The following is a 13,546-nucleotide window of genomic DNA, read 5'->3' on the forward strand; positions in this document are numbered from 1 at the left end:
TTCCTGAATCAGTCATTGGCTTGCTGGCCCACCGCCTCGCGAGCCAGCTCAAGCGCCGCGCTCAGGCTATCGGGATCGTTGACCGCCAATCCCCTGGCCCCCTTGGCGACGCGCTTGTTGAGCCCGGTCAACACCTTGCCCGGGCCGCATTCGATGATCACCTCGGCGCCCAGCTCGGTCATCGCCTCGACACAGGCGGTCCAGCGCACCGGCTGATAAAGCTGTTCGACCAGACGCGTACGCAGGGTCTCGACATCGGCGTGAGCATGGGCATCGACGTTCTGGATCACCGTGTAGCGCGGCGTCTTCAGCTCGACGTCGTTCATCGCCGCGGCGAGGCGCTCGGCGGCCGGCTTCATCAGCGCGCAATGCGAGGGCACCGAAACCGGTAGCGGCAGGGCCCGCTTGGCGCCCGCTTCCTGGCATAGCGCCACCGCCCGATCGACCGCCGGTTTGTTGCCGGCGATGACCACCTGACCCGGAGCATTGTAGTTGACCGCCGCGACCACGGCGCCCTGAGCGGCATCGGCGCAGGCCTGCTCGACCGCGGCGTCGTCCAGCCCCAGGATCGCCGCCATCGCGCCTTCGCCGACCGGCACGGCCGCCTGCATGGCCTCGCCACGCAGACGTACCAGACGCACGCCCTCGGCGAAGCTCAGCGCGCCGCCACAGACCATGGCGCTATATTCGCCCAGGCTGTGCCCGGCCATGACTCGCGGGCGTGGGCCTTCCAGTTCCTGCCAGACTCGCCAGACCGCCACGCTCGAGGTGAGCAGCGCCGGTTGCGTGCAGGTCGTGGCATTGAGCGCCTCTTCGGGCCCTTCCTGTACCACGTGCCAGAGATCGTACCCCAAGGCCTCCGATGCCTCTTCGAAGGTCGTTCTTACCACGCTGTAACGTTCGGCCAGCTCTCTCAGCATGCCCAGATGCTGGGAGCCCTGCCCCGGGAACACGAGGGCCAGGGATTGAGTCATGGCATTCACCTTTGAGGGTTGTATTCATCGGGTATCGAACGGGTTGCCAACCCGCTATCCCGTCGGCCGCACGCGGCCGACGGGATAGCCGACTGCCGCAGTTCGTGCGCCAGTTGTGCAGGCAGGTTCATGCGTATTTCCTGCGCAGCCCGCGACACGGCAAAGGCAAAGCCCTGGGCATTGGCGCGCCCATGGCTCTTGATCACGATTCCCGACAATCCCAGCAGACTGGCCCCATTGTAGCGCACCGGGTCGAGTTGACGTTTGACCCGCAGCAAGGCCGGTCGAGCCAGCAGCGACACCAGGCGGCTACCCCAATGGGCCGCGAACGTGGCCTGGAAGCGATCGACGAGCATGCGCGCCAGCCCTTCGCTGGCCTTGAGCACGATGTTGCCGACGAAACCGTCGCACACCACGACGTCGGCGGCGCCGGCAAACAAGCCATCGCCTTCGATAAAGCCGATATAGTTGAGCGATGGCATGGTGCGCAGCACGGTATCCGCCTCGCGCACGCTGTCCGGCCCCTTGGTCGCCTCGACGCCGACATTGAGCAGCGCCACCCGCGGGCGCTCGATACCATCGACGTGACGAGCCATCACATCGCCCATGCGCGCGAAATCGACGAGCCGGCGGGCCGGCGCTTCGACGTTGGCGCCCATGTCGATGATGTAGCAGCGCCCGTCCTTGCCACTCGGGATCGCCGTGCCGATCGCCGGCCTGGGAATATCGCCGACCATGCCCAGCGCACGCCGCGCCAGCGCCATCAACGCCCCGGTGTTGCCGGCACTGACGCCGGCCGCGGCGCGACCCGAGGCAACCGCCTCGAGCATCATCGCCATGCTGGAATCGCCGCCGCCACGCAATGCCTGGGAGATCTTGGTCGCCTGGGCGATTACCCCGGGGGCATGACACAACGTCAGGCGCTCCGCCACCCCCTGGAAGGGTCGCGGCAAGCGTTCGACAGCCGCTTCGAGTTCATCCTCGATACCGTAGATGTCGACACTCAGCCCGGGGTCGTCACGTAGCGCTTCGGCCGTCCCCAGAACAACAGCGCGGGGACCCAGATCCCCGCCCATTGCATCGATGGCGATACGCACGGCTACGTGTAATGCCGCCGGGACGCGCTACGTCTTAAACTTCGACGACCTGACGGCCGCGGTAGAAACCATCGGGCGCGATGTGGTGACGACGGTGAGTCGTTCCGGTTTCCTTGTCCTGGGCCAGGGTCGGCGTGGTCAGGGCATCGTGGCTGCGACGCATGCCGCGCTTGGAACGAGTCTTGCGGTTCTTTTGAACTGCCATGGGGTAATACTCCAGAGCGTATCGAGGTTGATTCAGTGTTTGTCCTTCAACGTGCGCAGCACGTCGAAGGGGCTCGCGGGCGCCGCTTCCGAAGTCTCGCTGGCGTCACCGCTGACCAGCTGGTCCCGCGAGACGGCGCAATGCGCCTCGTCGTGATAGACCACCTGCGGCAGACTGAGGATGATTTCGTCCTCGAGTACGGGCAGCAAGTCAAGCTGTTCGTCTTCCACCAGTACCGGCTCGTAATCGCCGGGCAGTGTTGCCGCCAGCGCATCGCTGGTGACCATTCCCAGCAGCCAGTGGCTGTCGATGGCCACCGGCATCGGCTCCAGGCAGCGCCGGCAGGCGAGCTGCACGTCGGCCTTGAGCCAGCCTTCGATGTAACGCCGCCCCTGGGCGTCGAGGTCGAACTGCAGGGTCACTTCGCAGTCGCCCTGCTGAACGCCGGCCTCCTCGGCCAGGCGCGGCAACGCCGCTAGCGACATCAGCCCCTCGAGGCGTTGTCCGTTGGCGGCCAGCCGGTAGGGTTCGACCTGTGCGGGAAGTCTAGTGCTCATCATAGGCGCGCAATAATAGGGATTCCCCCGGTGGCTGTCAAAGTGCGCGTCGTGCCTGTGTACAGCAAGCCCCACGACGCGGCAGACTAGCGACTCAAGCCCGCCACGACAAGATTCAAGTCCACAGCACAAGAGAGTTGCCTTGACTCGCCTGGTTCTCGCTTCCAATTCGCGCTGGCGACGCCAGTTGCTCGACCGGCTCGACCTCGCCTACAGCTGGGAGAGCCCGACATCGACGAGCGACGCCATCCCGGCGAGAGCGCCGAGACGCTCGCCGCCGGCACCGCTCAGGGCAGTTGATAGCGGACCGGCGAAGCGGCACTGGGCAGCCCCAGCCACTGCGCGGCGACACGCCCGAACTGGCGCGTCAGGCGCTCGAACGGATCCAGGCCGGGGGTATAGTCCTTGACCCGCACCTCGCCGAAGCGTTCGCGGGACAGCTCGTCGACGCTCTTGAGACCATCGATCAATCCCAGCCGCTGCGCCTGTTCGCCGGTCCAGATCAGTCCCGAGAACAGCCGCGGGTCGTCGGCCAGACGCTCGCCGCGACCGGCCTTGACATCGTCGATGAACTGCCGATGGGTGGTCTCGAGCACCTGCTGCCAGAAGCGACGCTGATCGGGCTCGATGGGACTGAAGGGGTCGAGGAAGGCCTTGTTCTCGCCGGCGGTGAACACGCGCCGCTCGATGCCCAGCCTGTCGATCGCCTCCTGCAGGCCGAAGCTGGCCTGTATCACGCCGATCGAGCCGACCAGACTGGCCGGCGCGGCATAGATCTCGCGGGCGCCGGCGGCGATGTAATAGGCACCGCTCGCGCCGATATCCTCGATCACCGCATAGATCGGCTTGGCGCCTTGCTGCTGAAGCCGACGCAGCTCGGCGTAGACGCGTTGCGACTGCACCGGGCTGCCCCCGGGGCTGTTGATCTTCAGCACGATCGCGCTGACGGCGGAATCCTCCCAGGCGCGTCGCAGCCCCTCGATGACCCGCTCGGCGCTCGCCTCGCCCTGGGCGTCGATGACGCCCTCGACGCGCACCACGCCCAGCAGCGGCCCGGCCGGGGCGGGCTTGTCGGCGACGAAGAACAGCCCATAGACCGTGAGCGACAAGGAAGCCAGGATCAGCGCCGCAAAGAACAAGCGGAAGAACAGCTTCCAGCGCCGCGACCGACGCTGCTCGGTGAGCACGCCGGACATCCAGCGATCCATCATCTCCAACTGCTGCAAGCGCTGTCGCTCGCGCAGGGCATCGGCATCCTCGCCCTCGGCCACCGGCCGATCGCTCACCCGATGCCGTTGCCCCGGCGGCACCTCGGGGCCCTGGGTCCATTCGTCGTAGCGCTTGTCGTCACTCATCGCAGACTCCCGTTTCCATCACGCCCGAACCGACCGAATCGGCGTCCGCATGCAGCCAGTCGATGACCTCGGCGAAACACGTCGCGGTATGGATCGGCTCACAGGCCGCCAGGCGCTCCCGTGAATGCACGCCGTAGGTAACGGCCAGTCGATCCATGCCCAATGTACGCGCCATTTGCATGTCGTATTCGGTATCGCCGACCATCAGCGCCGCGCCCGGCTCGACCCCGAGTTCGGCAAGCAGTTCCCGGAGCATCCGCGGGTCGGGCTTCGAACACGTCTCGTCGGCGGTGCGGCTGGCGTGAAACCAGTCGCGACTGCCCGTCGAGGCCAATGCCCGGTCGAGCCCGCGCCGGCTCTTGCCGGTCGCCACGGCCAGCTTCAACTGCTCGGCGCCACGCAACCGAGCGATCCCCGTCTCGACACCGGGAAAGAATGCTGTAGGCACCTGATCGGCGCTGACGAAATGACCCGAATAGCGCTGGCGAAGCGCCTCGGCCTGGTCCGACCCGAGCCATGGGTACAGCCGGGCGATCGCCTCCGGCAGCCCCAGGCCGATGATGTCGCGAATGCTGTCGCGACTCAGCGCCGGACAGCCGACGTCACGCGCGCCCGCCTGCATGCAGGCGACGATGCGCGCCTCGGAATCCACCAGCGTGCCGTCCCAATCGAAGATCACCATCTGATAACGCAAGTCATGCCCTCCCCGCTGCTGATTGCCGCTCACCGGTCATCGGCCTGGTCGCGCGCCCGGGCGAGCACGCCTTCGAGATCATCGCCCAGCGGCGCGCGGATGCGTACCGGCCGGCCGCTGCTGGGCTCGGGAAATTCCAGCGAGGCGGCATGCAGGAACAATCTCTCGAGTCCCAGCCGGGCCGCCAGCTGATGACTCTGGCGACGGCCATACTTGTCGTCGCCGAGCAGCGGGAAACCGGCGTGCGCGGCGTGCACGCGGATCTGATGGGTGCGCCCGGTGACCGGCTCGGCCTCGATCAGCGTCACCCCCGGCAGGGTTTCGCGCACCGCGAAGCGCGTGCGCGCGACCTTGCCGTCGGGATCGACCCGCACCCGCCGCTCGCCGTTGCCGGCGTCGAAGCGGTCGAGCCGGGCGCTGACGAAATCGCGGCGCACCGGCCAGCGCCCCTGCACCAGCGCCAGATAGCGCTTGTCCATCTTGTGCTGCTTGAGCGCCGCATTGAGCGTGAGCAGCGCCGGGCGCGACTTGGCCAACAGCAGGCAACCGGAGGTGTCGCGGTCGAGCCGATGCACCAGCTCGAGAAACTCGAGATCGTCGCGCACCTGACGCAATGCCTCAATCAAGCCGATCTTGACGCCACTGCCACCGTGCACGGGCAGCCCCGAGGGCTTGTTGATCACCAACCAACCCGGGCCCTCGACGAGCACGCTGCCGGCCAGCAGGTTGCGCAGGTTGTCGCTGACTTCGCGCACCGCTTCCTCGGGGGCCATGCGCAACGGCGGAATACGCACCCGGTCGCCTTCGGCCAGGCGATAGTCGGCCTTGATGCGTTTCTTGTTGACCCGCACCTCGCCCTTGCGAACGATGCGGTAGACCAGGGTGCGCGGGACCCCCTTGAGGCGCGTGTGCAGGAAGTTGTCGATACGTTGTCCCGCGTGGGCCGCGGTTATCTCGACCCATTGAATGTCACGCCCTTCGGCCATTCGGCCCCCTATCTCGTCGCCCATCTCGTCGCCCACCGTGGCCAGCCGGCAATCACCCGACCCGCCGCGCAAAGGGCCATTCTAACCCAACGATGCCGGCTCAGGGTCAATTGCTGCTCCGTCGCTTTGCTGTTATATTCCCAAATCGCTCGAACAGGCTGTCAGGCCTGTTTTCAGCGCCTGCACGACCCGCACGCAGGCCGGAGCGACAAACACGGCGACAGGGCCATGCCTTGCGCCATGCAGTGAAAAGCGAAAAGACGACGCCACGCCCGAGCCCGGGTCGATCCCACCAAGACAGGGAAGGCCGCGCGCCACGGGGATTACCAACACCGTGCCGGAGGCCGGCGTCGGCGAATCGAACAATGCCAGGTGTCTGGCGGTTGTCCGCAGGGCCGGACGGGGAGCATCAATTACCCACCGAGACATGTCCTGTCGCCGCCGCGTACTCAACATGATCTTGCAGCGACGCGCTTTATCGTCGCTGACGACGCACACTCGACATGCGCTGAGCACAGCACGAGCAAGAAGCGATTCGCCGTCGCCGACGCACAAGGAATCGCTGGTTAGATCGACGTGTGGAGACGGTGCGCCGCGTACCACGCCGAGGCAAGGAGTCTAGCAACCTCCTCCCGGCGCCCGGCGCGCCGCACCGCCCACACCGACATTGCAGCAGCGTTGTCCCCAGGCCCGCCTACCGGTGCGAGCCAACTAGCGAGACAACATGAAACGGATGCTCATCAATGCGACCCAGCCCGAAGAGCTGCGCGTCGCGCTTGTCGATGGACAACGCCTGTACGATCTGGATATCGAATCCGGCGCCCGAGAACAGAAGAAAGCCAACATCTATCGCGGCAAGATCACCCGCGTGGAGCCTTCCCTGGAAGCCGCCTTCGTCGATTTCGGCGCCGAGCGTCACGGCTTCCTGCCGCTCAAGGAAATCTCCCGCGAGTACTTCAGCAAGGAGCCCTCCGGTCGCCCCAACATCAAGGAAGTGATCAAGGAAGGCCAGGAAGTCATCGTCCAGGTCGACAAGGAGGAGCGCGGCAGCAAAGGTGCCGCGCTGACCACCTTCATCAGCCTGGCCGGGCGCTTCCTGGTGCTGATGCCCAACAATCCGCGTGCCGGCGGCATCTCGCGGCGCATCGAGGGCGAGGAGCGCAGCCAGCTCAAGGACACCATGGCGCAACTCACGCTGCCCGACAAGGTGGGCGTGATCGTGCGCACCGCGGGCATCGGGCGTAGCGCCGAAGAGCTGCAGTGGGATCTCGACTACCTGGTCCAGGTCTGGGAAGCAATCACCGAAGAAGCCGTCAAGCGCTCCGCCCCCTTCCTGATCTATCGTGAGTCCAACGTGATCATCCGCGCCATGCGCGATTACCTGCGCCAGGACATCGGCGAGGTGCTGATCGACAGTCCCGAGATCCACCAGGAGGCGCTGGGCTTCATTCGCCAGGTGATGCCCTCCTATCAGCAGAAGATTAAGCTCTACGCCGACGACGTGCCGCTGTTCTCGCGCTTCCAGATCGAGAGCCAGATCGAGACTGCCTATCAGCGCGAGGTCAAGTTGCCGTCCGGCGGCTCGGTGGTCATCGACCACACCGAGGCGCTGGTGTCCATCGACATCAACTCGGCACGCGCCACCCGCGGCAGCGACATCGAAGAAACCGCGCTGCAGACCAACTCCGAGGCTGCCGACGAGATCGCCCGCCAGTTGCGCCTGCGCGACATCGGCGGCCTGGTGGTCATCGACTTCATCGACATGGGCCCGGCGCGCAACCAGCGCGACGTCGAGAACCGCATGCGCGACGCCCTCAAGCTCGACCGCGCCCGGGTGCAGATCGGCCGCATCTCGCGCTTCGGCCTGATGGAGATGTCGCGTCAGCGCCTGCGCCCCTCGCTGGGCGAAACCAGCGGCGTGGTCTGCCCGCGCTGCGACGGCCAGGGCACCATTCGCGATGTCCGCTCGATATCGCTGTCGATCATGCGTCTGATCGAAGAGGAGGCGATGAAGGAGCGCAGCGCGCAGATCCGCGCCATCCTGCCGGTCCCGGTCGCCACCTACCTGCTCAACGAGAAGCGCAGCACCCTCGCCGACATCGAGCGGCGTCAGGAGGTCAAGGTCGTCCTGTTGCCGAGCCCGGACATGGATACCCCGCACTACGACGTCCAGCGCCTGCGCGACGACCATATCGACGACGAGGACGAGGCCAGGTCAAGCTTCGAGCTCTCCACCGAGAGCGAAGTCGGCAAGGAGCCCGACCTGTCGCTCGCCAAGCCCATCCAGCGTACCGAAGCGGCCGTCAAGTCCGTGGCGCATACCGCACCCGCGCCCTCCTCGCTGCAGCAACCGCCGGAGACCGCCGCCACCTCCACGCCGGCGCCCCCGGCAACTCCCGTCGAGATCGCCCCGGCGGGACTCGTGTCGCGCTTCATCAAGGGCCTCGGCAAGCTGATCGGCAGTTCCGAAGAAGAGGCCGCCGCGGACCGTCGCCGAGCCCACGTTGAAGCGCGCCCTGACAAGAGCGTCACCCAGCAGCCCAGCGACGCGAGCGCCAACGACGGCGACACACGCAATCAACGCCGCAATAACGGCAACCGCCGGCGGCGCCCGGAAGGCAGCGACAATCGCAACGATACGCGCAGCGACAAAAGCGGCGCCAATGCGCCTTCTCCGGACAACGGCAACGAGCGCAGCGCCAATGCCGGCCGAAACGCCAATCGCAAGCCCGCCGCGCGCCAGGAGCGCACGGCTACGGACGAGAGCGCACGGCGTGGCGACAAGCCCGACAGCAAGCGCAGGAGCGAGGCCAAGGGTGAGCGTTCGCGCGGCGACAAGTCCAGCGATGCCAAGCAGGCCGAGGCCAAGGGTCGCGACACTGCCAAGCCCGCCGAGGGCAGCAACAAGCGCGGCACCGCCGACCAGCCCAGCGATACCGACCAGTCCGCCAACCTCGACAAGCGCAGCAGCACCGAAGGCACGGCCAAGACCGAGGCTGACGGCAAGCCCCAGCGTACCCGAAACAATCCACGCCAGCGCAGCCGCAAGCATGCCCTGAACCCGGCCGCGATCGCCGAGCAGGAGCGGTTACAGGCCGAAGCCGAGCAGTCGCAGGACGTGGAGCAGTCGCAGGACGCGGAAGAGTCGATCCAGGCGCCGGCGGACTCGCCCGTCGCCGCCCATGACGCCGCGCCGGTGAACCAGGTCGACGGCGATGCTCAGCCGGCACAGACACGTGTCGAAAACGCTGCAAGCACCGAGAGTGTCAAGCGCGCCGAAACAGCCGAGCAGGCGCCTGCGCCGCACACGGACGCCGAGCCGCAAGCCGTGCAGCCCGAGGCTGAAAAGCAGACCGCCGACGACCGCAACGCCACCGAGTCACCGGCAACCACGAGCGCCGATACCGGCAATCCCCCGGCAACCGCTCAAGAAAGCGAAACCAAGAGCGACGCTGCCCAGGCGGAGCCCAAGCGCACGAGATCCCGGCGAGCGCAGCGCGCGTCGCAAGCCGACACGACCGACGTCACCAGCGAACCGGGCGCCGAGGAGCGTTCAGCAGACGCGACACCGGCTGATACTTCGTCGGCGCCGACGGCCGACGAGACCGCAGCGGTCCCGGCTGCGGCCGATCGGGAGGAAGCGGCGCTCGCCGACGATGCGCAATCGGCAACCGACCAGGACGCCTCCCAGGCCCCGGAGCAAGCGACGCAGGCTGATGCCGATCAGCGCCAGGCGCCCGGCGGCGAGACCACGGGCAGCGCCGCCGACGCCGGTGAGCGCGCCGCACGTCGTCGTCAGCGCCGTCGTGCCCACAACGATCCGCGCCTGAAGCGTCACCAGGAGAGCGGCCAGACCGAAGACAGCTGCTAGCAGCCTGTCGGACTTAACGCTGATCTGCTGCGAAACCCGGGCTTTCGGCCAATTTCATTCGCTCTGATTCGTTAAATAGCGCGCTATTCGCCTCATCAGATCGATCAACTTGTCTCGAAATCCGCTTTTCTCGCGACGATCGGTCAAATCCGACAGACTGCTCGGGCGTTGGACGCCGAGCCGCAGAAAGCCCGCGACCTGATCGGTCGCGGGCTTTTTGGTGCCATTCTCGGCGATTGCCGCGAAATCAGCTCATCAGCGCAGCGTGCGGCGATCGACGAACGTCGTCAGCGCACGGATCAGGTAATCGATGTCCTGGCTGCCGGCCGTCTCGCGGATCGAATGCATCGCCCACTGCGGCACCCCCACGTCGAGGGTCGGCACCCCTAGCTCGGCGGCGGTGAGCGGGCCGATCGTGCTGCCGCAGGCCATGTCGGCGCGCGCCGCGAAGGTCTGCACCGGCACCCCCGCCTCACGGCACAGCTCGCGGAACAGCGCCGCCGTTTCGCTGGTCGTCGCATAGCGCTGATTGGCGTTGACCTTGATGACCGGCCCCCCGTTGATCGTCGGCCCATGCCCCGCATCGTGCTTGTCGGGAAAGTTGGGATGCAGCGCATGGGCATTATCGCAGGAGACCAGCCGCGAGGCCTGGATCAGCCGCGCGAGACCCTCCTCGCCGGCATCGCCGCATTGCGCATTGACCCGGCGCAGCACATCGCCGAGAAAGGGCCCCTGAGCGCCGCTGGCACTGGCGCTGCCGACCTCCTCATGATCGTTGGCCACCAGCAGCGCGCCCTGGGAACCGTCACCGCCGAGCAGCGCCTCGATGGCGCAGAAGCACGACAGCAGATTGTCGAGCCGCGCACTGGCGATCAACTCGCCATCAATGCCCACGCGACTCGCGCCCTGTACATCGTAAAGACACAGCTCGAACGCCAGCACTTCGACGCTCTCGAGATTGTGCTGCTCATACAGCCAGCGCTTGAGCAGCCCCTCGAAGCCGGTCTCGCCGCCGCCCTGCCACAAGACCGGCGCCATTTGGGTCTGGGCGTTGAGGGCACGGCCATTGTTGGCTTCACGGTCAAGATGTATCGCCAGATTGGGGATCGTCGCGATGGCGCGATCGACATTGATCAGCACGCCTTGGGTGCGGCCATCAGCGCGTCGCACATGCACACGCCCGGCCAACCCCAGGTCACGATCGAACCAGGGGGCCAGCAGCGCACCGCCGTAGACCTCGACCCCGAGTTGCAGCCAGCCGTGGCCGGCCTGCGCCGCATTGGGTTTCAGTCGCAACCCGGGACTGTCGGTATGCGCACCGATCATGCGCAGCGTCTCCAGCTTGCCAGACGGCAACTGTAAAGCGATCAGCGAAGAATCGTTGCGGGTCACGTAAACGCGATCGCCCGGGCTCAGCGACCACGCCTGGGTCTCATCCAGGCGCCGATAGCCGGCCTGTTCGAGGCGTCTCGCCATGTTGGACGTGGCATGCCAAGGTGTCGGGGAGCGCCGCAGAAATGTCAGGAGGCGTTCCAGAGTCGGGTCTTGGAGCATGCGGATCCTCATCTTGGGTCTGTGTATGGCGACACAGGCTGCTACAATGCCGAATCGGCTCGTGCCAGCCTCGCTTGCGCCGGTCACTAACGAATCAGAGTGTACATGAAACCGGGAGTGCTTCATCAATGAGCCTGACTGCAGCCATTCAGCGCGTATGGATCCTGTGCTTACTGAGCGCGTTGAGTGTACCGGCATTCGCCGGCCCGAGTCCGAGCCCCACGGATGCCCAGCGGCAAGCCTCGGTCGAGATCGCTGAATCACTGAAGTATGGACACTATGCCGACGTCAAACTCGACGATACCTGGTCGCAGCGTGCCTTCAACCGGTTGCTGGACGTGCTCGACCCACAGCGCGCCTACCTGCTCAAACGCGATGTCACGGCTTTCGATGATCTGCGCAATTCCATCGACGAGGCGGTCAGTGAAGGCCAGCTCGAGCGGGTCTACGCCCTTTATGAGCGTTATCAGTCGCGCCTGGAAACGCGCCTCGAATGGCTGCTGGCACAACTCGAGAACGGCTTCAGTTTCGATTACACCGGCAACGAGCGGCTGCTGATCGACCGCCAGGGCGAACCCTGGGCCGGCAACCAGCAAGCACTCGACCGGCTGTGGCAGAAGCGCCTGAAGAACGCCGCCCTGTCGCTGTCGCTCAGCGATCAGTCGAATCAGGAGGTCAAGGACACGCTCGTGGACCGCTACCAGGGGCAGCTCGCGCGGCTGCGCCAGACCAACTCCGAGGATGTCTTCGAGCTGTTCATGGCCGCCGTCACCGGCACCGTCGATCCACATACCGAGTATCTATCGCCACGCCAGGGGGAATCCTTCGACATTCAGATGCGCCTGTCGCTGGAAGGCATCGGTGCGCTGCTCCAGACCGAGGGCGAATACGTCAAGGTTTCGAGCCTGGTGCCCGGGGGGCCGGCCGACAAGGGCGGCGCCCTGCAACCGGCGGATCGCATCGTCGGCGTCGGCCAGGGCGAAAGCGGCGAGATGGTCAACGTCGTCGGCATGCGCCTTGATGACGTGGTCGAGTTGATCCGAGGCCCCAAGGGCACCACCGTGCGCCTCGACGTCATTCCCGCCAAGGCGGTCGACGTGACCCGCTCGCAAGTCGTCAAGATCGTGCGCGACACCGTGAAACTGGAAGACCAGGCAGCCAGCAGCGAAGTCATCGAGATCGAACGCGAGGATGGCAAGCATCGCATCGGGGTGATCGATATCCCCACCTTCTACGTCGATTTCGATGCCTGGCAGGCCGGCGAGGAGGATTATCGCAGCTCGACGCGCGATGTCGCCAAGGAGATCGCCAACCTCAAGGCCGCCAATGTCGAGGGGATTCTGCTCGACCTGCGCAACAATGGCGGCGGCGCGCTGCAGGAAGCCAACTCGCTGGTCGGCCTGTTCATCGATCGCGGCCCGACCGTGCAGGTCCGCGATGCACGCGGTCGCATCAGTCTGTATGGCGACACCGACAGCGGCGTCGCCTATGATGGCCCACTCGGCGTACTGGTCAATCGTCTGTCCGCCTCGGCCTCGGAGATTCTTGCCGGCGCGATTCAGGATTACGATCGCGGGCTGGTCATCGGCAGCCAGACCTTCGGCAAGGGCACCGTGCAGACCTTGAGCGACCTCAGCCATGGCCAGCTGAAGCTGACCCGCGCGAAGTTCTACCGTGTTTCCGGCGAAAGCACCCAACTGCGCGGCGTAACACCGGATATCAGCTTCCCCAGCCTGGTCGACCCCGAGATGATCGGCGAAAGCAGCCTGGACAACGCCCTGCCCTGGGACACCGTCCGTGCCGTTGAATATCGCGATTACGGCAATCCGGAACGCTACCTGAGCACCCTCAAGGCCCGCCATCAGGCGCGTATCGCACAAGACCCCAACTTCGTCTACCTCGAAGAGCAGTCCGCGCTGATCAAGACTTTGCGCGATCAGCAGACCACCGTCAGCCTCAACCGCGAGCAGCGCCAGCGCGAAATGGATGCCCAGGAGAGTGAGCAACTGGCGCTCGAAAACCGTCGCCGTCAAGCGTTGGGACTCGATCCGCTGGAAGACTGGACGCAGACCCGTGACAGCGCCGCCCAGCAGAACACCGAGGATGATCAAGGTGACGAGGATGACGAGACAGCCGACCCCATCGACCGGGCCCAGGTGATCGAGGGTTCCGAGATCGTTCTCGATTATGCGCGGCTCAGCGGCGCCAGCTGAATCACCGCTATCGGGGCCTGGATCGCGACTGCACCGCGAG

Annotated in this window: 10 protein-coding genes; 2 read left to right on the forward strand and 8 right to left on the reverse strand. The window is 65.9% G+C overall.

Annotated elements, in window-relative coordinates; all coding sequences use genetic code 11:
- Window positions 1-8: 8 nt before the first annotated feature.
- The 7 genes from fabD to HALZIN_RS0108070 all read right to left on the reverse strand — a co-directional run bounded on the left by fabD (window position 9) and on the right by HALZIN_RS0108070 (window position 5,868).
- A complete protein-coding gene (gene fabD, locus HALZIN_RS0108040; RefSeq protein ID WP_031383715.1) occupies window positions 9-974 on the reverse strand; it encodes an ACP S-malonyltransferase in 966 nt (321 codons plus the stop codon).
- Window positions 975-979: 5 nt separating this feature from the next.
- Window positions 980-2,071 carry a phosphate acyltransferase PlsX gene (gene plsX, locus HALZIN_RS0108045; RefSeq protein WP_084173443.1) on the reverse strand — a complete coding sequence of 364 codons (1,092 nt, stop codon included), beginning with the start codon at window positions 2,069-2,071 and terminating at the stop codon, window positions 980-982.
- Window positions 2,072-2,105: 34 nt separating this feature from the next.
- Window positions 2,106-2,276, reverse strand: a complete 171-nt coding sequence (gene rpmF, locus HALZIN_RS0108050; protein WP_031383717.1) for a 50S ribosomal protein L32 — start codon at window positions 2,274-2,276, stop codon at window positions 2,106-2,108.
- 32 nt (window positions 2,277-2,308) lie between these two features.
- On the reverse strand, window positions 2,309-2,836 hold the full coding sequence (locus HALZIN_RS0108055; RefSeq protein WP_031383718.1) for a YceD family protein: 528 nt from the start codon (window positions 2,834-2,836) through the stop codon (window positions 2,309-2,311).
- 284 nt (window positions 2,837-3,120) lie between these two features.
- Window positions 3,121-4,188 (reverse strand): signal peptide peptidase SppA, encoded by a 1,068-nt coding sequence (gene sppA / locus HALZIN_RS0108060; protein ID WP_031383719.1) that lies wholly within the window; start codon window positions 4,186-4,188, stop codon window positions 3,121-3,123.
- Entirely contained in the window at window positions 4,181-4,882 is a 702-nt protein-coding gene (locus tag HALZIN_RS0108065) for an HAD family hydrolase (protein WP_051907437.1), read from the reverse strand. The genes sppA and HALZIN_RS0108065 overlap by 8 nt, the downstream gene beginning before the upstream one ends.
- 29 nt (window positions 4,883-4,911) lie before the next feature.
- Window positions 4,912-5,868: an RluA family pseudouridine synthase gene (locus HALZIN_RS0108070; RefSeq protein ID WP_031383721.1), complete on the reverse strand. Its 957-nt coding sequence runs from the start codon at window positions 5,866-5,868 to the stop codon at window positions 4,912-4,914.
- A gap of 724 nt (window positions 5,869-6,592) precedes the next feature.
- Between HALZIN_RS0108070 and rne the strand changes: the two genes are divergently transcribed.
- The gene (gene rne, locus HALZIN_RS0108075; RefSeq protein ID WP_031383722.1) at window positions 6,593-9,739 is read left to right on the forward strand and encodes a ribonuclease E; all 3,147 of its coding nucleotides are present in this window, start codon (window positions 6,593-6,595) and stop codon (window positions 9,737-9,739) included.
- A gap of 255 nt (window positions 9,740-9,994) precedes the next feature.
- On the opposite strand, the gene HALZIN_RS0108080 is transcribed toward rne, so the two are convergent.
- Window positions 9,995-11,293, reverse strand: coding sequence for a M18 family aminopeptidase (locus tag HALZIN_RS0108080; protein ID WP_031383723.1), 1,299 nt, complete (start codon window positions 11,291-11,293; stop codon window positions 9,995-9,997).
- A gap of 128 nt (window positions 11,294-11,421) precedes the next feature.
- Here HALZIN_RS0108080 and HALZIN_RS0108085 point away from each other — a divergent pair, with 128 nt between their 5' ends.
- Entirely contained in the window at window positions 11,422-13,506 is a 2,085-nt protein-coding gene (locus HALZIN_RS0108085) for a carboxy terminal-processing peptidase (protein WP_031383724.1), read from the forward strand.
- Window positions 13,507-13,546 lie beyond the last annotated feature (40 nt).

This window comes from Halomonas zincidurans B6, from assembly GCF_000731955.1.
GTDB lineage: Bacteria > Pseudomonadota > Gammaproteobacteria > Pseudomonadales > Halomonadaceae > Modicisalibacter > Modicisalibacter zincidurans.